The sequence below is a fragment of the Pontibacter vulgaris genome (assembly GCF_022758145.1).
Lineage (GTDB): Bacteria > Bacteroidota > Bacteroidia > Cytophagales > Hymenobacteraceae > Pontibacter > Pontibacter vulgaris.
In genome coordinates, this window is the sequence record NZ_JAJVDH010000008.1 from 128134 (window position 1) to 152036 (window position 23903).

Below are 23903 nucleotides of genomic sequence, written 5' to 3' on the forward strand. Positions count from 1 at the left end.
CACTTATTAAGTTACTAACAAACATATAAATAGTCACAAAATACATATTCTGTACCTGATAGCTTACCTACAACCTGATACTATACAGAATTTATACAATCTACTGCATGGCTATTTTGCATAAAAAAGCCTGAGATGTTAAATCCCAGGCTTAAGAATATGCTGTAGTATAGGCCTGATGCAGGCCCTTGAAAATGATTTACTTAAAAATCTGGAATGTGATAAAAGCGGCAATGTAGGCAAGGCCACTCATATAAATAAACTGAGCAAGCGGCCAGGTCCAGCTTTTGGTTTCGCGGCGAACAACGGCCAGCGTGCTTACACATTGCATGGCAAACATATAAAACACCAACAGCGAAAACGCACGTGCCGGTGTAAAGAACGGTTGCCCGTTCTCATCTTTCTCGGCCATTAGTTTGCTCTTAATGGTACTTACATTTTCTTCCTCACCTATACTATAAATGGTAGACATGGTTCCTACAAATACCTCGCGGGCGGCAAAAGAAGTTAACAGTGCTATACCTATTTTCCAGTCGTAGCCTAATGGCCGTATGGCCGGCTCCATGGCGCGGCCAACAATACCCGCGTAAGAAGATTCGAGCTGTGCTGAAGCAATATGATTCTGGAGTTCGGTTTCGGTATAGTTTCTGGCAACAGCCTGCTGGCGTGCCTTTTGTTCAGCTACCTCAAAACTGTTACCGGGGCCGTACGAAGCCAGCACCCAAAGTATAACCGAAATAGCCACGATCACTTTACCGGCCTCCAGCACAAACGCTTTTGATTTCTCTACTATAGTTATACCTACGTTTTTCCAGCGGGGCATTTTATATACCGGAAACTCCATGATAAAGTAGCTGCGCTCGCGGGCTTTAAGCACTTTTTTCAGTACCCACGCTGAAACTATAGCTGTCAGAAAACCGGTCAGGTATAAGCCCATCAGCACCAGGCCCTGCAGGTTCAGGAAACCCAGGTAGTAAGTTTCGGGTACTACAAGCGCAATAAGTACAGTATAAACCGGAATACGGGCCGAGCAGCTCATAAGTGGCGTCACAAAAATAGTGATCATGCGGTCTTTCCAGTTCTCAATAGTACGCGCCGACATAACTGCAGGCACTGCGCAGGCAACCCCTGAAATTAAAGGCACCACACTCTTACCATTCAGGCCAAACTTGCGCATGATCTTATCCATCATAAACGTAACACGGGCCATGTAGCCGGTTTCTTCCAGTATGGCGATAAACGCAAAAAGTATGGCAATTTGCGGCACAAACACCAGCACGCCTCCAAGCCCGGCAATAATGCCTTCGGTTAGCAGGTTTACCAGTGGGCCGCTAAAGTTATCCTGTATCAGGCCGTTCAGGTTGGCAACCCCCAGGTCAATAAGATCCATCGGGTAGCTGGCCCAGGTAAAAATAGCCTGGAACACCGTAAAAAGTATAGCCAGGAAAATCAGGTAGCCAAATACTTTATGGGTAAGTATCTGATCGAGGCGGTTGCTGAATTTCTCGTCTTTGGTTACTTTTTCTACACGCATTACATCCAGCAGTATTTCGCTGATGCGGGCATAACGTGCAATAGTTTCGTTGGCTTGCAGCGTATTGGAATTAAAGCCTTCCGCCTCCAGCAAAGCGGCCATCCATTCGGCTTTCTCTTCAGAAACAAATTTCAGGCTTTTATACTGATGCGCATAATGCAGCGCTAGGTAATCGTTTCTGAGGCCAAAGCTTTCTTTTATACTTCGCACCAGCGGTTTAAGCTCTGTGGGTATAGTATAAAAAGATACCGGGCTTGGCGCCAGCTGCTGCGACATAACAATTTTCAGGGCAGCTATACCAACACCCTTTCGGGCATTCATCGGGATTACCGGCACACCCAGCTCCTGCTGCAGCGCTTCCACATCTATCTTCACGCCCTCCGTTTCGGCCACGTCCATCATGTTCAGGGCAAGTATGGCCGGAATGTGCAGGTCGGCTAACTGGGTAAACAGCAACAGGTTACGCTTCAGGTTTGAGGCATCGGCAGTAACTATAACAAGGTCAGGGTAATGCGTAGAATTCGGATCGTAGAGCAGGTCAATGATTACGCGCTCATCCAGCGATTTGGGATATAAACTATAGGTGCCAGGCAGGTCAATGATCTGGGCTTTCAGGTTAGGCGTAATCTGGCTTATACCTGTTTTTTTGTCAACCGTAACTCCCGGAAAGTTGCCTACTTTCTGGTTAAGACCGGTAAGCTGGTTAAACAAAGAAGATTTACCTGAGTTCGGGTTACCAATCAAAGCAATTTTAGCCACCGTTTGTTGCGGGGTAAGCTTTTCAGGCTGCAATACTTCAGGCTGAGTTGTCACGGTCATGCGGTATTTATTTCTTCAGCAGTATGGTTTCTGCTTCGTCAAGGCGCAGCGAGAGCGTATAATCATTCACAATGATAGTGATCGGATCACCGAAAGGGGCCCGGCTGTTGAGTTTTACTTCTGTACCCGGAATGCAGCCCATCTCTAAAAGCTTAAGCGCCATTTCCGCATCCTGAAGACAACAAATGACGCCGCGCTCACCTAATTTAAGGTCGCGCACGCTTTTCTGTTCCTTATGCTCTTCTACCCTGTTTCGCACCGCTCGTTTGTTTTTATTTAGACTGTTTATAAACAACTGCAAGTTACAAGGTGTTCACCTTTTTAGCAAAAGAATGAGCGGAATTTGAAGATTTACAAAGTGAAAGATATGAAAGCGATGGTTTGCTCCTACCAAAAGAGGAATAATGCATACCTTATCCATGTGTTGCAGACACGAACCGGGCACAGTTACATTATACTTTACTCGGCATAAAACACGCGCTTTACCCGGGTGCTGACATTGGTAAGCAGCTCATAAGGTATAGTTCCGATCTTTTCGGCCAGCTCTACTAATGTAAGTTGCGGCCCAAAAATAATGGCTTCGTCGCCGGCTTTTACCTGCATGCCTGTTACGTCAACCATGCACATATCCATGCACACGTTACCAATAAGCGGGGCGCGTTTGCCATGTATAAGCACCTGCCCCACGCCGTTGCTGAAGCGCCGGTCGTAGCCATCGGCATAACCAATGGCAATGGTGGCAATTGTTTTATCAGAGCTGGCTATACCTTTGCGGCTGTACCCTACTGTTTCGCCCTGTTTTATACTTTTAACCTGCGAAATAGTAGTTTTAAGTATACTTACCGAGCGTAGTGCTTCCTGCTCTGAGCCGGTGGCTTCTACGCCGTAAAGCCCGATGCCCAGGCGTACCATATCCAGCTGGTGCTCCGGAAAACGCACAATGCCTGCTGAGTTCAGAATATGTTTGATCACCTTATACCCCAGCCGTTCTTCCACCTCAGCTGCCATACTTCTGAAATTAGCGATCTGCTGGCCGGAAAAGTCGTTATGCAACGCTTCGTCGGCACCTGCCAGGTGGCTGAAGGCACTTTCTACCTTTAATTCCGGATGTTGCTGCAGCATTTTGAAAAGCGCATCGAAATCTTCCGGGGTAAAGCCGAGGCGGTGCATGCCTGTATCCAGTTTCAGGTGCATTTTATACTTCCTGCCAGCCTCCAGAGATGACAAATAAGCCTCCAGCAACTCAAGCGAATAAATCTCAGGCTCCAGGTTATACTGCTGCAACTTGCCAAAACTATCCGGCGATGGATTCATAACCATAACCGGCAGCGTTATACCGTGTTCGCGTAGCATAACGCCTTCATCGGCATAGGCTACGGCCAGGTAATCCACACGGTGGAACTGCAGCAGATTGGCTACCTCGAAACTTCCGCTACCGTAGGCAAAGGCTTTCACCATTACCATCAGTTTTGTTTCGGGCTGCAGCTTGGAGCGATAAAAGTTAAGGTTATGCACCAAAGCATCCAGGTTCACTTCCAGCACTGTGCCGTGTACTTTCTGCTGAAAGGCATGCACAATCTTTTCAAATTCAAACACGCGCGCGCCCTTTACCAGCACTACCTCGTTCCGGAAGCTGGCAGCCTGAAAATCATCCAGAAACGCTTGGGTGCTGCTGTAGAATATGCTGCCGCTGCCAAACTTAGCTGCGTGGGCTTTTATAGTTTCGCCAATGCCGATCAGCCTTTCCACGCCATGCGCCTGCACCAACTCAGCTACCTGCGAGTATAGTTTTTCTTCCGGAAGGCCGGATTCCAACAGATCGGAAAGTATAAGTGTGTGTTTGCTGCGCCGTGGCTGACTTGCCAGCAGATCCAGCGCGATGGCAAGGCCTGCCAGGTCGTTGTTGTACGTATCATCTATGAGGTAGCAACCATTTATGGCCTCTTTCATTTCGAGACGCATGGCAACCGGCTGCAAGCGATCCAAGCGGTCCTGGATTTCATCGAGTGGCAGGTTGCGGTACAAAAGTATGGCCAGGCAATGCAGCACATTTTCTACCGAAGCTTCATCGGTAAACGGAACAGAAATTCGTTGCTTCTGACCCTGGTAAGTATAAACGATGGTGGAGCGATGCCCTGCCGTAGTTACCGCAGTTATAGTTACATCCGCTGCCTGCCTGCGCGCCCAGGTAAAAGACTTTATACTTTGCTGACGTACTGCTTCGTCTATCAGCTCATAATCGGCACAATAGAACAGCAGTTCAACGCTTTTAAACAGCTTCAGCTTCTCGTCTACTTTTTGCTGCCGCGAAGTAAAACCTTCGTCGTGGGCGCTGCCGATATTGGTAAATATCCCCAGCGTAGGCTGAATAATGGGTTGCAGGTTTTCCATCTCGCCGGGCTGCGAAATACCGGCTTCAAAAATACCCAGCGTATGGTTTGCATTCAGTTGCCACACCGAAAGCGGAACCCCTAACTGCGAGTTGTAGCTTCGCGGGCTTTTTACTACCTGCTCATCCGGGCTCAGCAAAGCTGCAAGCCACTCTTTTACAATGGTTTTTCCGTTGCTGCCGGTTACGCCTATTACCGGAATCTGAAACTGCACGCGGTGCCAGGCTGCCAGCGTTTGCAGCGCTTCCAGGCTATTTTGCACCTGCAGAATGTTAGCCTCCGGGTATAGTTGCTGAAGCTGAGATGCATCTATACTTTCTTCCTCTACCACAAATTGCCTAACCCCAATACTATAAAGCTGCTGCAGGTACTTGTGCCCGTTGTTATACTTGCCTTTGATAGCGAAGAACAAGGAGCCGGCCGGCTGTGAAAGTTTGCGGCTATCTGTGAGCAGATTCAGGATTGGTAGCGGCTGCACAAATTGCACCACATGGCCTTTGGTAACGGTAGCGAGTTGCTGAAACGTGAGCATAGGTGTTGCCTTAATTCGAGCCAAAGATACTAAACCACCTGCTACCATACTGCTATACTTATGTTCCGAAATTAATTCACATTTTTAGCGTTTCACCCTTTTAAGCAAGGCACAGAAAATTTTAGCTAATGCCACCTAAACCGGACCTGCAAACCCGTACTTTTGCAGATTCTTACAATTACCTATGAAAACATTAAAAGCCAACCCTTATTATGCTGCCGGCATTGCTGCCTTCGTAATCTGGGGGTTTATACCTTTCCCGCTAAAAGCTCTTGCCGATTATCCCAGCGGGCTGATCTTATACTTTCGGGTAGGGTTATCCATAACGCTGTTGCTGGTTATTTCTTTGCTGTTCAGGCGGCAGACTTTGCGCAGCACACTAATGTTAGTGAAAGAAGCTGAGCCAGGCGAGCGCCGCAGGTTTATACTTTATACTTTGCTGGGCGGCATGTTGCTTACCACCAACTGGCTCACATTCATCTACGTTATCAACCACATCGATATCCAGACGGGCTCATTCTCATACTTGCTATGCCCTATACTTACGGCCGTGCTCGGCTGGGCTTTGCTTAAAGAACCGCTCCGGAAAAACCAGTGGCTGGCCATCGGGTTAAGCGCCCTGAGTTGCGTTTTAATTGGCACCGGCGAAATTACCAGCCTGCTGTTCAGTTTGCTTATTGCTCTCAGCTACGCCTTCTACCTTATCACGCAGCGCATACTTAAAGTATACGATAAAATTGTGCTGCTCACGTTGCAGTTGCTGCTGGCTTTTGCCCTGATCGGGCCGTTTTATAGTTTCTTTGCGGGTACGGAGCCGGTAGTGCTGGATGCCCATTTTTTCCTGCAGGTGGCATTGCTAAGCGTAGTGTTTACGGTGCTCCCACTTTTCCTGAATCTGTATGCGCTGAAAGAACTCACATCGGGCACGATTGGCATCCTGATGTACATTAACCCGATCCTCAACTTTGTGATGGCGTTTTTATACTTTAACGAGCAAACATCATTCACAAAAGTGGCGGCTTACATTGTCATTTTCATCTCGGTGATCATCTACAACATTAACCTGAAAGGGCGAAAAAAGAAGGGCGATGGCCTGGTGATTCCACCGGTGGGTACAACTGCCGTAGTTAAATAAAACCAAAAGGCCTCAGCATGGTATACTGCTGAGGCCTTTTGGTTAAGTATAAACCCGTTATTGGTTACCGTCAATGCGGCGGTTTGGCGGGGTTGTGATCTTTGGTCGCTGGTTCGGGTTGTCCTGCTTTTGCTTCTGGATATCCTGCTCGTGCAAAGCCCTGGCAGCAGAGTCCTGGTTAGGTGCCATTTCACCAAACTGATCGGCCTGGCTGGCATTTACCGATGTATCGCCAATAGGTGCCGGACGCGGGTTGTTCAGGTTTGCCGCCGATGGGCTTTCTTCTACAATAGCTTCGGAGGTACTGGTATCGTCTGTGGGGTTAGAGGCTGGCCTGTCCTGGGAGCAGGCAAAACCCATAGTACCTGCAATGGCTACGGCCACACCCGTTTTAAATATATTCAGTGTCTTTTTCATTTCCGTAATTTGTTAAACCTTAGGTCTTTTTTAACGGCCCCGGAAATGATTTGGTTGTTTGCAGTGCAATTTCTGTAAAGTATAACCGCCTTAAAACTATACTCCCGGATCTGGTTACAATTGGCAGTGCGGCTATACTTTAAAACCCAAGCCCGATTCGGATACCAGTTTGCGCACGCTCCCGAGCCTGAAAAGAGGTTACAAAATCTACCCGAATTACTTTAAAGATATGTTCTATGCCCAGGCCCAGTTCCAGGTAATCATTCGACTCTTGTGTGTGCAGGTAATGCAAACCTGCCACCTCCTGCCATTTTAACTTCCGGAACAGCGGAATCTTGTTAAAAATAAAGCCATTGAAATGATGCTCAAAGTGTCCCTCCAGGTAGCGGTTGTTTGTGCTGTAGCGGTAGTAATCCAGTAACTGAAAACCCTCGTAGGTGCCGGCAAATATGGTTTGGTTACCGTTAAAGTGTTTGTAATCGAGCAGCAGCATGTTCGCGTTGTTCCAGAAAGTGCCCGCAGTAAAACTATAGGTGGTGCGGCCCAGCAGGCCTAGGCTCAGGTTATCGTAAATCCGAAGTGCTGCCGTCTGGTAGCTCACATCGCCGCCCAATGCTTTTATACCTGCACGGTAGCCCAGCGAGATAATAGGATATTTGGAGCCCAGGTTAATTTTCTGGTCAGGACGTGTGATGTACTTTTGCCCCGGCCGGTAGCTTAACGTTGCTGAAATCGTGAGCGCCTGATGCTCCTTGAAAGAAGCATCCTGTAGTTCGGCATTAACTGGTGTGTTGGATGTAAAACCGGTTTCGGAGCGCTCACGCAAAGTATAATCTGTTGTGTTTTGCAGCGGCCTGCGGGTGGCGTAATCCAGGTAAGTATAAAACCCAAGGCCATTTACGAGCTCGGAACGGTAGTTCAGTCGGGCAAAATCACGTTGGTAAAGCTTCATGTAATTTTCGTGTTGCAGCAAAGTATAAACCGTGTTCACGAATGGCGAAATCGGGCTTAAACTGTTGATCTGTTCCACAAAGCGCCCTCCTTCTGCAGTAACCATACTTCGCTTCACCGGATTGTAAGTATAGCTAAGGCGTAGTTTGGCATTCAGCTTTTCATTGGAGAAACCATAACGCACAGTAGGTTCTATTTCGTAACGGCGGCGGTCTTCGAAACTACGCACAAACTCCACTCCCACATTGGCCACAGCGCCCTCTACAGTGTTATACTGCAGTATACTTGGCCCGCCTGTCAGGTTCAGCACCGGATCGAAGCGGTAAGAGATTTTGCGGTACGAGTTAGCGTAAGTATAGCCTCCTAAAAAGAAGTTGCCAAAAGAAGGCTTATTACGGATGCGGTCTACGGAATCCTGGTACGGTTGCGAATTTTTAATTACTTCCAGGCTATCCTTCTTTTTGTAATCCTGCACTTCCTCGTTTGTAAGCGGCACTGGTCTTATATCGGCCCAGTAAGCCGAGTCGCGCTTATTGGCTTCGCGCTCTACTACCAGTATTTCCTTGCTAAAAAGTTTCTCATCATGAATAGCAACCTGCTCCTGTGGTTTAATCTTTTCGGGCTCGATTACTTTTATCCTAGGTTTGCGGGTTACGGTTGCTACTTCGGCAGTTGGTTCCGGCTCTGCTTCCTGAATTACCGGTGGCTTACCGTAGGCCGGCTGCACTTTATACTTAGAGTAAACACCTGTTACATAACCGCCGCCTTTAAAGCCTAATCCGGCAGCTTCAAACGTAAAGCGCTGCGATACAGGCATCCAGACTTGCTCATGCACCGGCGCATAAACCTGCCTCACACGAATAAAATCAACAAACTCGATACCAGCATTTTTAGTTAGTTTGAGGTCGGTGCTGTGGATGCGCCAGCTGCCATCTACAATGTAAATATTGCCCTGGAAAACTGGATCGTTGCGGCGGCGCGGGGTTACTTTAATTTTATTGATGGTGTGGCCATCCTCCTGAAAAGCCCCCAGGTACTCGAACTTATAGTAAAACAGCGCATTATTGGCCAGCGGCGATACAAACCCTCTTTCGCTTAACCCTTCTACCCGCAACAGGTTTTCGTAAAAGCTGATCTGCATTTCCGAGGCCTGGTTAAAACTGAAGCCTTTTTTCTGCCCGCTCACTTTAGAAGAAATAATGCGCTCGCGTACTTTGTTCGGCTTTTTGTAATGCAGCTCCGACACCGACTCAGATAAGTAAACGATGCCAGTATCAACATCTACCATCTTTATACCGAGTACTTTACTCGGCACTTTATCCAGGCGGTACACGCCTTTCATGTACACGCGGGTACTCCAAGCATTGGCCTCGTTCTGATGGTATTTACGCAGCCGGATAGCATTGCGCATAATGGCATAGGCAGGATCTTCGTCGGCGGCGCGCACCACAACTTCTTTCAGGTTAAGCACCTCCGGAACCAGCTGCACATTTAGCTCCCGGGCAGCATCGGCTATAGTAATGGTTTCGGTTCTGGCTTTGTAACCTACATACTTAAACTCCAACGTATAAGTGCCGGGCTCTAACTGTAGTTGGTAATAGCCCTGGTCGTTAGAGGCGGTCCCGCTGGTGGTTTCTTTTATATAGATGCTGGCAAATGGCAGGCCCTTTCCGTTCTCATCGGTTACGCGGCCACGCAAAATGCCGGCATCGGCAATGGCCGGAAGAAGTATAAACAGCAGCAGGGTCAGCCAGGTATTGCGCATGCGCTTCAGGGTTTGGTAGCTATAGGGCGTTAGAAAGTGCAAGATAAAATACCTAACGTATAAATTCCACTTACACGTTTATACTTCTTCTTATTTTTCGCCTAGTGTTACTACCTGCTGTTGCTGTTTCGTTATTTTTGACTTGTACCGGATATTCAGCACCACGCCTGCCAGCACAAGCGCCATGCCCAGGTAAGCGCCAACCTCAAATGTCTCATCGAAAAGTATAAAGCCAAATACAATAGCGTAAATTATGCCTATGTAGTTCAGGTTAGCCACTTTAGACAGCTCTTCGGCCTGGTACGACATGGTCATGTAATACTGCGCCAACTGCGTTAGCACACCCACCAGCAAAAGTATAGCCCAGTCCCACCCAACAGGTTGCACCCAATCAAAAACAGAGTATAAAAGCGCAATTGGCAGCGTGATGAATGGAAAATAAAACACAATTACCAACGGGTGCTCCTGCGTATTCAGTTTCCGGATAAAGTTGTAGGCCAGCCCCGAAAGTAAAGCACTAACCACGCCAATGCCCAGGTATAACGGCGACACGCGCGTATCTACGCCTTCTACCACCAGCACGCCTGCAAACGATAGCACAAAAAACACCCACTGCCACGGCTTCACGCGCTCCTTCACTATAAACACACCCAGTATAGTTGTGAATATTGGCGACAGGTATTGCACCGTGACTGCGGTTGCAAGCGGCATGTTGTGCAGCGTTATAAAGAAAAGTATAAGTGCGCCAGCCCCGGCTGTGCCCCGTAATACCAATGTTTTCGGGTTATTCCCCCAGATGTTCAGGTTATGGCGCCGGATGGCTACATAGCTCATCATCAGCGAAACCACCGACCTGAAAAAGATGACTTCTACGGCAGGCAAATGGCTCACCAGCTTTACACACACGTTCATGAGCGAAAAGAAAAACGTGGCCATCAGCATGTACCTCACCCCCTTCGAGAGCTGCATAGTTTATAGTTTTGTTGCGGTTGCAAAGGTAGGGTTAAATTGCAGGCAGCATTTCCGAAACTTCAAAAAAGAAAATACCTTTAACTGCTGCAAATCGCAACTCCAGGCCCTTTTTAAGTGTTCTATACTTACCATAAACAAAGCCCAAAACCGTTGGACCGACAGAAAAAACAGAAATTTTATACCCCGAAAGAGGCGCTCATAAAGGCGGCTGCTTACTGTGCTTACCAGGAGCGCACCCAGCAGGAAGTGCGTACCAAACTTTTCTCATATGGCCTGGAGCCGGACGATGTGGAAGAACTGATTGTGCGCCTGAGCCAGGAAAAAATGCTGGACGAAGAGCGTTATGCGCAGGCTTATGTGCGCGGCAAGTACAGCCTGAAAAAGTGGGGCCGCCGCAAAATAACGCAAGGCTTAAAAGCAAAAGGCATTTCGGATTACTGCATCAAACAAGGCCTGAAAGAAATTGACCCGGAAGTATACGAACAAAACCTGCTGAACCTGCTTGAAAAGAAAAACCTCACTGAGAAAGAAAAGAACCCGTTTACCCGCCGCCAGAAACTATCATACTTTCTGCTCAGCAAAGGGTATGAAAACGACCTTGTACAGGATGCTTTGAAGGGTTTGGAAAATGAAAAATGATGGGTTTGCTAAAGTATAAATCCTTGCGTTGGCACCAACAATCATCAACTAATTACTTAACGCTTAGCAGGAACTTTAGGATTTTGCATGCGGTGCTGCGGCACCAGCACCACGCGTCGGCCGGTAATTTCCTCTAAAATAGGTTTCAGCACCTTCTCGGCATTTACTTGCGTCTGGCGAAGTATACCTGAATTAAGCGCAGCTTTTTTCACATTAGCCTCGGCATAGCGGTAGCTTTCCTGCACCAGGTCTGCATCCTGGAAATAGGTATTTTCCTTCGAGAATACTTTCGTTTTACCGTGGTCAATTTTATAATAGCAGATCTGGGGTTCGGGCAAAGCTACCTGAACAACAGAGTCGCCCTCGAAAACAATGTCCTCGGCATTTAATTTTGTAAAATCCACACAGCCCACCGCTTCGCCGGTAACAATCAGCACGATCTTAGAGTTAGGCACCCACTTCGAGATATTTTTTTCATACTCCACCACATCCTTAAAATTGTAACGCACCAGCTCCATTCGCCCCAGTTCTTCTACTTTGGTAAGTATGGTGTTGTGGTTTACAATAACTTCAGGCTGCTTTTTTTCATCTGAACCCGGCAAAAATTCTTTACAGCTGCGCCACAGAAAAAGGCCAACTGCGAAAACCAAAATTAAAGGGAGCAAACGGATAATAAGGCGAAGTATGGGCATCTTTTATTATTACTTGGTTTTAAACTTTTTAATGTTTTAATATTTCTAAACTTTTATCACCTCAAATAAGATTTTGGAAGTCTAGCATTTAATTAATAAAGTACCCACTTCTTCAGATTAAGATTATACACACTGCTTTTCTACCTAATTTAATATTAAAGTATTGAAAACCATCTAATAACAGGTATTTATCTTTATTACTTATGTTTTGTAATTACACAAACTAGTTAAGAGATAAGCTTAAGTAATTATCACTGATATTACAACTTTAACTGAGCCTTTGAACTCATTAAAAAGCATTTACTCAAACATAAGGATTACTTTTTATCATCATATTCTAAAATAACATTGAAGATTAACTTCTTTATAAATTATTTATCTTTAATGATTAAAAGCTTCCGCGTACTTATTTATCCAACTTAAATATCAAGCTTACATATCTATTTCAACTTCAGGAACTGATCTATGTCTATGTTTCTAAACTCAGCACCGACACAAAATCGCTATTATATTAGCTTGATAATTACTGGACTTTATACAATACTCCCTTTTTTAATTCTTTGTGTCTTCAATCAACCATCTGTAGATGATTTTGAATATGCTGTTAGGGATAACACTTCTAGCTTTCTAAGTGCTCAAGCTGACACATACTTTAATTGGTCTGGCCGTTACTTTTCAACCGCAATTTCACGTATAAATCCTATTAGATTTGGAGCATTTATTGGATACAAAACAGCATCTTTTATACTTATCTTAACGTTCCTATCAGCCCTCCACCTGTTCCTTTCACAATCATTCAAACACTTGAAAGACAAGCATCTACTATCTTTAACTGCCTTCTTCTCTATAATTTACATTTCGCAAATGCCGGACATTTCACGAGGCTTTTACTATATGACACATTACCTTGTATATCAGCTTCCGAATATCCTAACTATTCTTCTAGCTATATTATTGATCATGCTTTTCAATTCCAATAAGAACTGGAATATAGTATCATATAAAACAGGTATCATAATAGTGTGTATAGCAATAATAGGTACCCTTGAGCTATCGCTTGTTTACATAATGACGTCCTTGTTTTTACTATCATATCAACTATGGCTCAGAAAGCATAAACTATTTAACTTCTTGCTGCTTGTTTGCATTATAAGCTTAATAGCGAGTTTAATAATGATACTAGCTCCTGGTAATTATGTAAGGATGGATTTAAATCCTAATGATTCAAAGAAGTTTCTTTGGGCCTTTATGGCTTCCAGTATACTCATAATTACATACCTCTATAAATGGGGCACAGTAATGATAGTTGCCTCTATAATGTATATTCTTATATGGAATAATCGCTCTGTGCTTAATTTAAGACATCGAAGTATGATATTTGAAATACCTATTTGGCTTTCATTAACATGCTTTTTCACAACGCTTTTCTTGATGAACTTTGCCTACACCTGGTCAGTAGGGGGCGTACCGAAACCTAATGTGGAAAATGTAATATATTTTTACTTCTTATTAGGCTGGTTTTTCAATCTACATGTAATACTTAACAAGCTTCCAACAACCATACAGATAGCTCCTAATCCTCTATTCACAGTATCAATAATAGTTCTTTTTATTAGGTTAGTACTTGATATAAATAATAATATAAGTACAGCTTATCTGGACTTGATATCAGGCAAAGCAGCAAGACATAATAATGAGCTTAACAAGAGATATGTTTTCTTGAATCAATCTAATTGTAAGATTTGTGTAGTTAAACCATTAACTGATATGCCTAGAAGCTTGTACATTTATGACTTGACAGCTAAGTTAGAAGAACGAGATTTACCTATAAATAGCGCTCCAACAAAATACTGGCACAAGAAAAGAATTCTTCTATCATCGCCTAGCCCAAAACCAATATATAATAACCAAGAAACATTGCATTCGATTGGTCGCGACATCAAACATTGGCAAATGAAATTTTGGAGAAACATTGCAACCAAATAGACTTAATTTAGACTTTATCAATATCTGTTTAAAGTATCTTTTTACTCCCAGTAACAAGCGAAGATTGGAATCGTCCCATATTTTTGCCATCATTTATCTGCTCTATTTTTTTACGGGATGGTACATTGTTAAAGGGAGATACCATGTTTTAAAGCCATTTGCTTTAACTGCTTTTTTATTGCAGGCTTTAATTGTTGCGGCCACCTCCGAAGATTGGGATTCCAGGTTTATCATTCCTTTTCTGCCTGTTTTCATGGTGCTGGGTGCTGCCGGTGTTACGCTTTATCTTAAAAAGAAAGTTGACCATGAGAGATAATACAGCTTCCAACTTACTCCAGAAAAAAAACCTGCCATTGGCGCTGGCTATTCTTTGGCTGGTACTGCAGACTTTTTTTATCTGGAAACATGGCGTACGCGTAATGGGCGATACCGAGGACTACATTACCTACGCCCGCAACATTACCGATAATTTTTATTTTGCCAATAACTACCAGTTAAAGTATGTAGGTTATCCTGTATTCCTGGCCATACTTTATAAGCTTGGTTTTAATTTGAAAGGGGTAATTATATGCCAGACACTATTATCCGGGCTGGCTGCCATTGCGCTGTATAAAACCACAAAGCAACTGGCCGGCAACAGCATAGCGCCTATACTGGCTACCCTGCTTTTTATTGGCTGGTACGATCTGCAGTTTTACAACGGTTTTATTTTAACAGAAAGCCTGTACATCAGCCTGCTGGTATTTGCTTTCTATGTGCTGGTGCGGGCACGAACAGTGAGGCAATCTCTATGGGTGTTGCCGCTGCTGTTTTACATTGCTCTTATCAGGCCGAACGGTTTTATTGCGTTGGTGGCGTACTTTGGTTACTTATTTACCATTGCCTATACTTCTGCACCAGGTATAAAGTATAAAACCGCGCTTATTATACTTGTTACGGCCGTGCCGGTAGCAGCCGTAGTGGTGGTAGACCAGTACCTGTTACAGTCCTTTTCAATTGTAGAGACCTACCAGCAAGGCAAGCTGATTTTTATGTATGATGGCCTTATTGTGCACACAGATAAACCTGTACTTATGCCTCCGGCCGACGCTTCGCCTTTAACCAAACTTATACTTTTTATTCAGGAGAATGCATCTTACTTTTTCAGGATGTCGGCTTACCGCTTTTTGCTGTTCTGGGGTAACATGAAGCCTTTTTACTCGCTCTTGCATAATGCAGTTATTGCAGCTGTTATTTATCCGCTATACTTCTTCACTTCAAAAGCGATGATGAATAAAAGAATACCGCTTCCGCTAAGTGTTTATGCCGCTTTGCTTTTGTGGCAGCAGGCTTTTATAACCACCGTAACAAGCGAAGACTGGAACGGACGTTTCCTGATGAGCGTAATTTGGCTGGTGTTTATTTTTGGCGCTACCGAACTTAGCTGGCAAGCAGAAAAATGGCGGTTAAAACGAAAGTATAAAGCAATGCAACAAGTATAGTTTATACCTCCAACCCCAGCCGCTCTTTAAATCCTGCGTTACCCTGCAAGCCTCCAGTATGGATGGCTATAACACGGCTTCCTTCCGGAAAATACCCCTGCCTGATCAGATCATAAATACCAAACAGCATTTTGCCGGTATAAACCGGCTCCAGCGGAATGTGGTGTTGTTCCTGAAACTGTTTAATAAAAGCAAGCAGCTCCGGTTTTACTTTGGCATAACCTCCAAAATGGTAATCCGTGATAAGTTGCCAATTGCTATACTGTTTGCCGTTGTAAGCAAGTATAAGCTGTTCTATTTCCTGCTGCAGGAATTCGCCGCCTTTCAGTGCCGGAAACCCCAGCACCTGTTTTTGGCCTTGTAAACCTGCAATAATACCGGCTATAGTGCCGCCGGTTCCGCTGGCACAGCAGATGTAGTCATAATCTATGGCGATATCAGAAATTATTTCGGTACAGCCTTTTACAGCCAGTGCATTGGTACCACCTTCAGGTATAAGGTATGGCTGGTTATACTTAGCTGAAAGCTCCGCTAAAAATTCAGGTTCCTGCTTTTTCCTGTAATCTTCGCGCGAGACGTATTGCAGTTGCATGCCGCAGAAAGTGGCAAAGCTAAGTGTTGGGTTTAGCGGCAGATGCTCTTCGCCGCGGATAATGCCGATGGTTTTAAAACCAAACTCAGCGCCGGCAGCAGCAGTTGCGGCAATGTGGTTAGAGTAAGCACCGCCAAAAGTCAGCAAAGTATCTTTCGCAAGTTGTCTTGCTTGTTGTAAGTTATACTTGAGCTTGCGCCATTTATTGCCTGATATAGTCGGGTGCAGTAAATCTTCTCGCTTCAGCCATAGTTCTACCCCATGCTGTTGCAAAACCGGGTCTGAGATTTTTTGCAGAGGTGCTTCCATAGCAGTTTATACTTATAAAAACGAAGCCCCAGCTTTTGAGGCTGAGGCTCCGGTATTTCCTGTAATTAAAATCTATACTTGCTCTTCCCGCTCTTTCTTTTTCAAGCCATACATTGCTGCGCCAACTATTACCAGCAGCAGCAACACCGACGATACCATTGATATCAGATTACCTGTATCATAAGATTTCGGCTCGAACTTAAACTCGATCGTATGCTTGCCTGCCGGCACCTGCATCGCTCTTAAAATATAGTCGGCACGGATATGATCTACGGGTTTGCCATCCAGTAAAGCCTGCCAGCCATCAGCATAATATACTTCCGAGAAAACCACCAGGCCAGCCTGTGCAGCCGTAGCTTCATACTTCAGATAGTTTGGCTTGTATTCCGTCAGTTTTATACTTGAGCCGGCTGTAGTATAACGCTGTGCAGGCACCTTAAATTTAGAGGCATCTACAACAGCTGTTGTACGGGCATTCAAGTTTCTTAATGCAGCCAGTTCCTCATCCGGAGAGTTAACCTGTTTTACTTCTTCTACAAACCACGCATTGCCTAACGCCGCCGTGTTAGCAAGCGGAGCAGCCTGATCGCTGTAAATAATGTAGCGTGTGTTCAGCATGTTCAGTGTGCTCAGCTGCGAGAGCGCCGCTGTTACACTTTCCTGCGTCGGGTTATTCTGGAATGTGTTTATCAACGATTGAATTTCGAAGCCCATTACGCTATCCACCACATCCTGGTAGCGGCGCAATTTGGCACCATGGTACCCACCCACCGATTTATGGAAGTATGAAGTACGGGCATCGTTAAACGGATTTGGCAGGTACAGCACACGGTAACTTGGGTCTTTATCGCGAAGGATTGCCTGGTCTGCCTGCGTTTGCTGGAAGTGGCTGGAATCTACGTTTTTCTTAAAGTCGCCATCATTCAGGTATCGCTTATCAACACCCCAAAGGTCAATTAAAACCAGCAGGCCTACAGCAGCAATAGCCATAGTTGCAGATAATTTGTTTTTCAGGTAGAAGTACAAGGCAGCAGCCGCCAGCACTATAAAAATAAGCGAGCGGAAGGCATCGGAACGCATCAGGCTTTCACGGTCAGCACGAATGGCATCGATCGGGTATTGCGCTTGTATCAGTTGCTGGTCGGTGGCAGAAGCGAAGCTAAACGAGCCTGCAAATAGCCAGATCAGCGCACAGATACCTGCCGTAATACCACCTGCGTAAAGTAATTTTTTATCAAGTTCTTTCACTACTCCTTTATCGGCGATCAGCCTGTAAAGCGCCAGCATAGCCAGCAACGGAATGGTTATTTGTGCTATCACCAACGCCGAAGATACTGCCCTGAACTTGTTGTAACCCGGGAAGTAATCGAACATGAAATAGTTGAAGGCCTCGAAGTTTTTGCCCCATGCCAGCATCAGCGAAAGAATAGTGGCTGCCAGCAACCAGATGCGTGTGCGCTTATCCACTATAAACAGCCCCAGCACAAACAGGAAGCAGATAATTGCCCCTACGTAAACCGGCCCGGTTGTCATCGGCTGGTCGCCCCAGTACATAGGCAACGACTGGATGATCTGCTCGGCCTGTGCAGGCGGAGCGCCCATGCTGGTAAAGGCCTTGTAAGTTTCCGAATCTGTATCGAGGGTGGCATTGCTGCTTCCGCCATAGAAGTTAGGTATAAGCAGCGTCATGCTCTCGCCTACGCCGTAACTCCAGTTAAACGCATATTCACGATCGAGCCCGCTGGATGTTTTGTTGCCACTGTTAGCTACCGTTAATTCAGATTTGCCCCGGATGCTATGCTTGCTATACTCAGCCACTGTATACAGTCTTCCAAAGTTTACGCCAACGGCAAGTATAGCCGCAACAGCCAGCACCATTCCACGCTTTAGTAGCTCGGCTATTGTTCCTTCTTTAATAGCATAGATGATCTCCACTACAGCAAAAACCAATATCATCAGCAGCATGTAATAGGTCATCTGCAGGTGGTTGAAGTGCAGGTTAAGCGTAAGGCCAAGTGCAAAAATGGCAGCTCCAATCCAAAGATTCCGGCGCAATGCATATAGCAAACCGCCCAGCACCATTGGTATATAAGCAATGGTCAGGGATTTTGTGTTGTGCCCGGCTTCCAGTATAATGAGGTTATAAGAAGTAAATGCAAAGGCAATTGCGCCTACTACAGCCAGCCAGGTATTAAGCCCCAGCAGCACCATCAGAATATAGCCACAGAGCAGCGTAATAAAGATGTTGCCTGCCAGTGCCGGCAGCTTGAAAGTAAGTATAGAATGGATTATACCTGAAAAATCGCCGGGATAGCGGGTGTTGATGAGGTAAGACGGCATGCCGCCGAACATGGAGTTCGTCCAGAGGGTTTCTTCGCCGGTTGCCTCGCGGAAGTCTTGTATTTCTTTGGCGCCGCCCTTAAACTGCAGTATATCGTGCTGAGCAAGGCCTTTGTCTTCGAACAATACGGGGGCAAAGTACACCGCCGTCAGAACCAGGAAAATCAGGATTGCGATAATGTGCGGCAGCACATCACGCCTGAAGTTGAGAGAAGCTATCATATCTTTCAAAAACCACAAAATAGAGCTTGAAAGATAGGAGATTTATTTTACTTCTTCATAATCTACATACTGCCCGCCGTTGAAATCCTTGCGATCCTGCTGCTCGGGTATGTATTCTATTTTAACGTTTCCGGTAGTTTTGCTTTGTCCGTTTGGCCGTTCCTGGTACTGGCGTTGCTGTTGTTGCTGGTTTGGGTAAAAGAACGTGCCATTGCGCATGCTCTTCTTCACAAAAGCTCCTAATACCCATCTTAGCAGCACAGGTGCCACCATGCGAATGAAGAAGATAATGAGAATGGTAGTGAATATGAACTTGATCATGTTTTGGTTCTAAAGTATAGCTTTGTTTATAAGCCGGCTAAAATGTCTGTTTCTAAGTATACAACTCCCTTGCCAGAATTTTGTTATCTGCCATTTAGGCGGAGCTTGTTTCTACTGCAAAGATAAGGCTATAGTTTATAAAGTGTTTGCAGAAAAGTATAGTTCCGGTTTGATATGTACTTATTGTTATTTGTAATGATGGTAAAAGTAGCTGGTATAGGTTTATAGTTGGGGGTTTAGTAATTGGTTAGTAGGCAATACTTTCAATTGTGCTTCCATCCTGGGAGCTTTACTTACCTATCGTTTCATTTATACTTTGGTGCCCTCAGGCCGGGCGGCCTCGTCCTTTGGCATCGCGCTGTGTTCCCTCCTGCCTTCGCTACGCTGCGGCTGCCCTAAACGGGCACCGGATCTCACAAGGCGCTCAACCCAAGGACTGGGAGTGACACTTCTTCGCTGGCAGCTATGGAACTAGAACCAGTTGTAGGACAGGTCTGAAACTATAGAACTATTAAGTAAACTAAAGCGAAGGCAGAAAGTGCCCTTGAAGGGGGTAAAGGGGGATGTTTAACGCTAACTATGAAACTATACTTCAAACTATAGCAAAGCCTGTATAAACTCCCCGCCTTAGACAAGGAGGGGTTGGGGTGGCTGGATTACGAAAACTATAGCCTTTACTCAAAAGACCTCCGAGCGTCCGAAGGTCCTCGGAGCATCTTTGCCAATACCATTGCTTCGTAGCAAGACGCCCCGGAACAAGTCCGGGATCTTCGACTCGTAGGAGCGGAGATCCTGAATCAAATACATAAACTAAACTATCGCCTTGCTCTTCCGCCGCCAAAGTTGGCTTGTAAGCCTATAGATGGTATAAATGTCATACCTGAGAAGCTGTAGGCTTTGTTGTCGAGCAGCTCATACTTGCCATAATCCTGGTAGTACATGGTAAGCGCAGGCAAAATGTAGATATACTTAAAGCCGAACTTCGCATTCACGAACAATCCAAAAGAAGGAAAGGTATTTTTAGCCATCACCGATTCTACCTCCACTATTTCGTCGCCATACTTTTTAAATAACCTGCCGGGCTCAAAGCCATACTTTATAGTTGTATGGTTAAACACAGCACCAAAAGCAATGCTTCCGTTCTCCTCTTCTACGCCAATAGAGCGGCTAAAAATAAGTGGTATGGTTACATCGCGGCGCTTAGCTGTAAACTGCAACAGCGGCTGTAACTTATCCAGAAAGAGCTTATCCACTATACCTGAGCTTTGGCCAGCATACTGCAACCCTATACTTCCGTACCAGTCGCCCTGGCCCGGGTTTTCAGGCGTTCCGGTTGGGCCCAGGAACTGAAACTGCGTATCGAAAACATGAACACCAGACGCATACTTATAACCAACATCTATGCGCTCCATCAAACCATAACGCAGGTAAAAATCGAAGGTCGGGCCTACTGGGTCCAGTGCGTATGCCAGCAATCCTTTTGTAGCAGCGTCTATCTGCTCGTCGTAGTACACTGAGTCTTTTTTTGATAACGCATCTACAGCAGCTTTGGTAATATCGTCTAACTGGGCAATGGGCTCTGTGGCCAGGTTGCCGCCAAAGTTAACCCCTGCCTTAAATTTGCCCGGCGCTGTTACCTTACCAGAATTTATAACTGCACGCGGCGCCGTACAGCCTGCCGCCAAACCTATCAGCAACAGAACAAAGCTGCTTCGAAAAAATGTAAAATATGAGCGCATAGTATACCAGTGTAAAATTGAAACCTACAAAGCTAACGAGAATTAAGAAACTGCAAGAAGGCAAAACGTGCCGAAGCATCTATACGCAAAGTTCGTGCCGTGCTGCCAACTATAAAGTGCATAAAAAAACCCCTCCTGTTTGCAGGAGGGGTTTCGGTAAGTTTATTTACTCAGGTATAAATTTCGCTCCGAGTATACTTTGGTGAAATAATCGTCATCCAGATCATCAATAAAGTAAATAGCCTCACCCGTCGACTTCATTTCCGGACCGAGTTCTTTGTTCACCTCCGGGAATTTATTGTAGGAGAAAACAGGCACCTTAATAGCATAACCATGCTTGTATGGGCTAAAGTCGAAGTCTTTCACTTTCTTCGCGCCCAGCATGATCTTGGTTGCATAGTTGATGTATGGCTCGCGGTATGCTTTGGCAATGAACGGGAAAGTACGCGAAGCACGCGGGTTGGCCTCGATAATATAAACCACTTCATTCTTGATCGCGAACTGGATGTTAATCACACCAACCGTATTCAGGGCAACGGCAATCTTTTTGGTATGCTCCTCTATCTGGCGCATTACGTTTTCGCTCAGGTCAAACGGAGGAAGCACTGCATACGAGTCGCCGGAGTGGATACCAGCCGGCTCAATGTGCTCCATTATACCACAGATGTAAACGTCTTCACCGTCGCAGATCGCATCAGCCTCAGCCTCAATAGCATGGTCCAGGAAGTGGTCTAGCAGGACTTTGTTACCCGGGTGGTCTTTCAGCAAATCGATTACGTGTGCTTCCAGCTCTTTCTCGTTTATAACGATTTTCATGTTTTGCCCACCCAGTACGTAGCTTGGGCGCACCAGCAGCGGGAATTTCAGCTCGCGGCATAGTTCCAGTGCTTCCTCAGCTGTTTCGATTACGGCAAACGGAGGGTATGGAATGTTCAGGTCGCGGAGCAAGGCTGAGAAAGAACCACGGTCTTCGGCAAGGTCAAGCGCTTTGTAGCTTGTGCCCATTACTTTTATGCCATAACGGTCCAGTTTCTCGGCCAGTTTCAAGGCAGTTTGCCCGCCCAGCTGCACAATTACGCCTTCCGGTTTTTCGTGCAGTATAATGTCGTAAATATGCTCCCAGAATACCGGCTCAAAGTATAACTTATCGGCAATATCAAAGTCGGTACTTACGGTTTCAGGGTTACAGTTGATCATGATGGTTTCGTAGCCGCACTCTTTTGCAGCCAACACGCCATGCACGCAGCTATAGTCGAATTCAATACCCTGGCCAATGCGGTTCGGGCCTGAACCTAGCACCACAATTTTCTTCTTGTCAGAAACTATACTTTCGTTCTCGCCATCGAAGGTACTGTAGTAGTATGGGGTCTTGGCTTCGAATTCAGCGGCGCAAGTATCTACCATTTTAAACACGCGCTTAATACCCAGCTCCATGCGTACAGCGTGTACTTCGCTTTCTTTGCAACGCAGCAGGTGTGCAATCTGGCGGTCGGCGTAGCCTTTTACTTTGGCTTCGCGCAGCAGCTCGGCCGGAATGGTATCGAGACGGTATTTTTCTATTTCCTTCTCCATCATATCCAGCTCTTCAATCTGCGCCAGGAACCATGGGTCTATCTTGGTCAGCTTCTGGATGGTGTTGGTAGGAATACCAATGCGCATCGCATCTTTTACACTGAACAGGCGGTTCCAGCTTGGGTTTTGCAGGCTATCGATCAGGAAGTTATAGTCTGATTTTTCTTTTCCGTCAGCGCCCAGGCCATTGCGCTTAATCTCTAAGCTCTGGCAGGCTTTCTGCAATGCCTCCTGGAAAGTACGGCCAATGCCCATCACCTCACCCACCGATTTCATTTGCAGGCCAAGTCTGCGGTCAGCTCCCGGGAATTTATCGAAGTTCCAGCGCGGTATTTTTACGATTACGTAGTCCAGGGCCGGCTCAAAGTATGCCGATGTAGTTTTAGTGATGGCGTTTTTCAGCTCATCCAGGTTATAGCCAATAGCAAGTTTAGCCGCAATTTTGGCAATAGGATAACCGGTAGCTTTAGATGCCAGTGCCGATGAACGGGAAACGCGTGGGTTGATCTCGATCGCGATAATGGTATCGTCGTTCGGGTTAACAGAAAACTGTACGTTACAGCCACCTGCAAACTGCCCGATGCCGTTCATCATTTTGATGGCCAGGTCGCGCATTTTCTGGTAAACCGTATCTGGCAGCGTCATGGCAGGCGCAACAGTAATAGAGTCGCCGGTATGGATGCCCATCGGGTCGAAGTTCTCGATAGAGCAGATGATAATGATATTGCCAACGTTATCGCGCAGCAACTCCAGCTCATACTCTTTCCAGCCAAGTATACTTTGCTCTACCAGCACTTCGTGTGTTGGCGAAGCGTGCAAACCACGGGTAAGCGCAGCATCAAATTCTGCAGGCGTGTTCACAAAACCACCACCTGTACCACCCAGCGTAAACGAAGGGCGAATTACAAGCGGGAACCCGATCTCCTGGGCAATTTCTTTACCCTCGAGGAAAGAGGTGGCCGTTTTCCCTTTACACACATTAACATCGAGCTCCAGCATTTTCAGTCGGAACAATTCGCGGTCTTCAGTAGTCTCGATGGCTTTGATATCAACACCAATTATCCTGACACCGTATTTTTTCCAGATACCCGCTTTTTCGCACTCAATAGCTAAGTTAAGAGCTGTCTGGCCACCCATAGTTGGCAGTACAGCATCTATTTTATGCTTTTCCAGAATCTCAACAATATACTTCTTCTCCAGTGGCTTCAGGTAAACGTTATCCGCCGTTATACTATCCGTCATGATAGTAGCCGGGTTGGAGTTAATAAGCGTTACCTCAATTCCTTCTTCACGAAGCGAACGGGAGGCTTGAGAGCCGGAATAGTCAAATTCGCAGGCCTGGCCGATAACGATAGGTCCGGAACCTATAATCAGAACTGATTTAATGCTGGTGTCTCTAGGCATGGTATGGTAAGTATAAATTGCCCAAAGTTAGCGCAAAATGTTGGTGCTGGCAAAAGGAAAATGCATACAGCACCGATTTTTAAATTATTTT

General features: G+C 45.8%; 17 protein-coding genes. 5 read left to right on the plus strand and 12 right to left on the minus strand.

Going from position 1 to position 23903, the window contains the following annotated elements; genetic code table 11:
* Positions 1-199: 199 nt before the first annotated feature.
* From feoB to LWP20_RS17655, 3 genes are all read right to left on the minus strand, one after another.
* Positions 200-2353 (minus strand): ferrous iron transport protein B, encoded by a 2154-nt coding sequence (gene feoB, locus LWP20_RS17645; RefSeq protein WP_242929504.1) that lies wholly within the window; start codon positions 2351-2353, stop codon positions 200-202.
* 7 nt (positions 2354-2360) lie between these two features.
* Positions 2361-2612 carry a FeoA family protein gene (locus LWP20_RS17650; RefSeq protein WP_242929505.1) on the minus strand — a complete coding sequence of 84 codons (252 nt, stop codon included), beginning with the start codon at positions 2610-2612 and terminating at the stop codon, positions 2361-2363.
* A gap of 200 nt (positions 2613-2812) precedes the next feature.
* A complete protein-coding gene (locus tag LWP20_RS17655; protein ID WP_242929506.1) occupies positions 2813-5275 on the minus strand; it encodes a bifunctional UDP-N-acetylmuramoyl-tripeptide:D-alanyl-D-alanine ligase/alanine racemase in 2463 nt (820 codons plus the stop codon).
* A gap of 184 nt (positions 5276-5459) precedes the next feature.
* Here LWP20_RS17655 and LWP20_RS17660 point away from each other — a divergent pair, with 184 nt between their 5' ends.
* Positions 5460-6410 (plus strand): EamA family transporter, encoded by a 951-nt coding sequence (locus LWP20_RS17660; protein ID WP_242929507.1) that lies wholly within the window; start codon positions 5460-5462, stop codon positions 6408-6410.
* 57 nt (positions 6411-6467) lie between these two features.
* On the opposite strand, the gene LWP20_RS17665 is transcribed toward LWP20_RS17660, so the two are convergent.
* The 3 genes from LWP20_RS17665 to LWP20_RS17675 form a co-directional block, all read right to left on the minus strand.
* The gene (locus LWP20_RS17665) at positions 6468-6827 is read right to left on the minus strand and encodes a hypothetical protein (protein WP_242929508.1); all 360 of its coding nucleotides are present in this window, start codon (positions 6825-6827) and stop codon (positions 6468-6470) included.
* Between the two features lie 139 nt (positions 6828-6966).
* Positions 6967-9543 carry a DUF5686 and carboxypeptidase regulatory-like domain-containing protein gene (locus tag LWP20_RS17670; protein ID WP_242929509.1) on the minus strand — a complete coding sequence of 859 codons (2577 nt, stop codon included), beginning with the start codon at positions 9541-9543 and terminating at the stop codon, positions 6967-6969.
* Positions 9544-9633: 90 nt separating this feature from the next.
* Positions 9634-10512 (minus strand): DMT family transporter, encoded by an 879-nt coding sequence (locus LWP20_RS17675; protein ID WP_242929510.1) that lies wholly within the window; start codon positions 10510-10512, stop codon positions 9634-9636.
* Between the two features lie 153 nt (positions 10513-10665).
* On the opposite strand from LWP20_RS17675, the gene LWP20_RS17680 reads away from it, so the two are divergent.
* Complete coding sequence (locus tag LWP20_RS17680) at positions 10666-11154, plus strand: regulatory protein RecX (RefSeq protein WP_242929511.1); 489 nt, start codon at positions 10666-10668, stop codon at positions 11152-11154.
* 56 nt (positions 11155-11210) lie between these two features.
* On the opposite strand, the gene LWP20_RS17685 is transcribed toward LWP20_RS17680, so the two are convergent.
* Positions 11211-11846: a DUF4230 domain-containing protein gene (locus LWP20_RS17685; protein WP_242929512.1), complete on the minus strand. Its 636-nt coding sequence runs from the start codon at positions 11844-11846 to the stop codon at positions 11211-11213.
* Positions 11847-12317: 471 nt separating this feature from the next.
* Here LWP20_RS17685 and LWP20_RS18430 point away from each other — a divergent pair, with 471 nt between their 5' ends.
* The 3 genes from LWP20_RS18430 (at position 12318) to LWP20_RS17700 (ending at position 15313) form a co-directional block, all read left to right on the plus strand.
* Positions 12318-13832 (plus strand): DUF6056 family protein, encoded by a 1515-nt coding sequence (locus LWP20_RS18430; RefSeq protein ID WP_367615757.1) that lies wholly within the window; start codon positions 12318-12320, stop codon positions 13830-13832.
* A 178-nt stretch (positions 13833-14010) separates the two neighbouring features.
* Positions 14011-14148 carry a hypothetical protein gene (locus LWP20_RS17695; protein WP_242929514.1) on the plus strand — a complete coding sequence of 46 codons (138 nt, stop codon included), beginning with the start codon at positions 14011-14013 and terminating at the stop codon, positions 14146-14148.
* Entirely contained in the window at positions 14138-15313 is a 1176-nt protein-coding gene (locus tag LWP20_RS17700) for a hypothetical protein (RefSeq protein ID WP_242929515.1), read from the plus strand. The genes LWP20_RS17695 and LWP20_RS17700 overlap by 11 nt, the downstream gene beginning before the upstream one ends.
* Position 15314: 1 nt before the next feature.
* Here the strand turns inward: LWP20_RS17700 and LWP20_RS17705 are convergent, their stop codons facing one another.
* From LWP20_RS17705 to carB, 5 genes are all read right to left on the minus strand, one after another.
* On the minus strand, positions 15315-16214 hold the full coding sequence (locus tag LWP20_RS17705) for a 1-aminocyclopropane-1-carboxylate deaminase/D-cysteine desulfhydrase (RefSeq protein WP_242929516.1): 900 nt from the start codon (positions 16212-16214) through the stop codon (positions 15315-15317).
* Between the two features lie 72 nt (positions 16215-16286).
* Positions 16287-18776, minus strand: coding sequence for a YfhO family protein (locus LWP20_RS17710; RefSeq protein ID WP_242929517.1), 2490 nt, complete (start codon positions 18774-18776; stop codon positions 16287-16289).
* A 42-nt stretch (positions 18777-18818) separates the two neighbouring features.
* Positions 18819-19097, minus strand: a complete 279-nt coding sequence (locus tag LWP20_RS17715) for a DUF4834 family protein (RefSeq protein WP_242929518.1) — start codon at positions 19095-19097, stop codon at positions 18819-18821.
* 815 nt (positions 19098-19912) lie between these two features.
* Complete coding sequence (locus LWP20_RS17720) at positions 19913-20836, minus strand: hypothetical protein (RefSeq protein ID WP_242929519.1); 924 nt, start codon at positions 20834-20836, stop codon at positions 19913-19915.
* Positions 20837-20998: 162 nt separating this feature from the next.
* On the minus strand, positions 20999-23812 hold the full coding sequence (carB, locus tag LWP20_RS17725) for a carbamoyl-phosphate synthase large subunit (RefSeq protein ID WP_242929520.1): 2814 nt from the start codon (positions 23810-23812) through the stop codon (positions 20999-21001).
* Between the last annotated feature and the right edge of the window lie 91 nt (positions 23813-23903).

Bases quoted from the DNA above. Each gene is read 5' to 3' on its own strand.
- feoB (WP_242929504.1), bottom strand. From the start codon at position 2,353: ATGACCGTGACAACTCAGCCTGAAGTATTGCAGCCTGAAAAGCTTACC.
- LWP20_RS17655 (WP_242929506.1), bottom strand. From the start codon at position 5,275: ATGCTCACGTTTCAGCAACTCGCTACCGTTACCAAAGGCCATGTGGTG.
- LWP20_RS17660 (WP_242929507.1), top strand. From the start codon at position 5,460: ATGAAAACATTAAAAGCCAACCCTTATTATGCTGCCGGCATTGCTGCC.
- LWP20_RS17665 (WP_242929508.1), bottom strand. From the start codon at position 6,827: ATGAAAAAGACACTGAATATATTTAAAACGGGTGTGGCCGTAGCCATT.
- LWP20_RS17670 (WP_242929509.1), bottom strand. From the start codon at position 9,543: ATGCGCAATACCTGGCTGACCCTGCTGCTGTTTATACTTCTTCCGGCC.
- LWP20_RS17675 (WP_242929510.1), bottom strand. From the start codon at position 10,512: ATGCAGCTCTCGAAGGGGGTGAGGTACATGCTGATGGCCACGTTTTTC.
- LWP20_RS17685 (WP_242929512.1), bottom strand. From the start codon at position 11,846: ATGCCCATACTTCGCCTTATTATCCGTTTGCTCCCTTTAATTTTGGTT.
- LWP20_RS18430 (WP_367615757.1), top strand. From the start codon at position 12,318: ATGTTTCTAAACTCAGCACCGACACAAAATCGCTATTATATTAGCTTG.
- LWP20_RS17700 (WP_242929515.1), top strand. From the start codon at position 14,138: ATGAGAGATAATACAGCTTCCAACTTACTCCAGAAAAAAAACCTGCCA.
- LWP20_RS17705 (WP_242929516.1), bottom strand. From the start codon at position 16,214: ATGGAAGCACCTCTGCAAAAAATCTCAGACCCGGTTTTGCAACAGCAT.
- LWP20_RS17710 (WP_242929517.1), bottom strand. From the start codon at position 18,776: ATGATAGCTTCTCTCAACTTCAGGCGTGATGTGCTGCCGCACATTATC.
- LWP20_RS17715 (WP_242929518.1), bottom strand. From the start codon at position 19,097: ATGATCAAGTTCATATTCACTACCATTCTCATTATCTTCTTCATTCGC.
- LWP20_RS17720 (WP_242929519.1), bottom strand. From the start codon at position 20,836: ATGCGCTCATATTTTACATTTTTTCGAAGCAGCTTTGTTCTGTTGCTG.
- carB (WP_242929520.1), bottom strand. From the start codon at position 23,812: ATGCCTAGAGACACCAGCATTAAATCAGTTCTGATTATAGGTTCCGGA.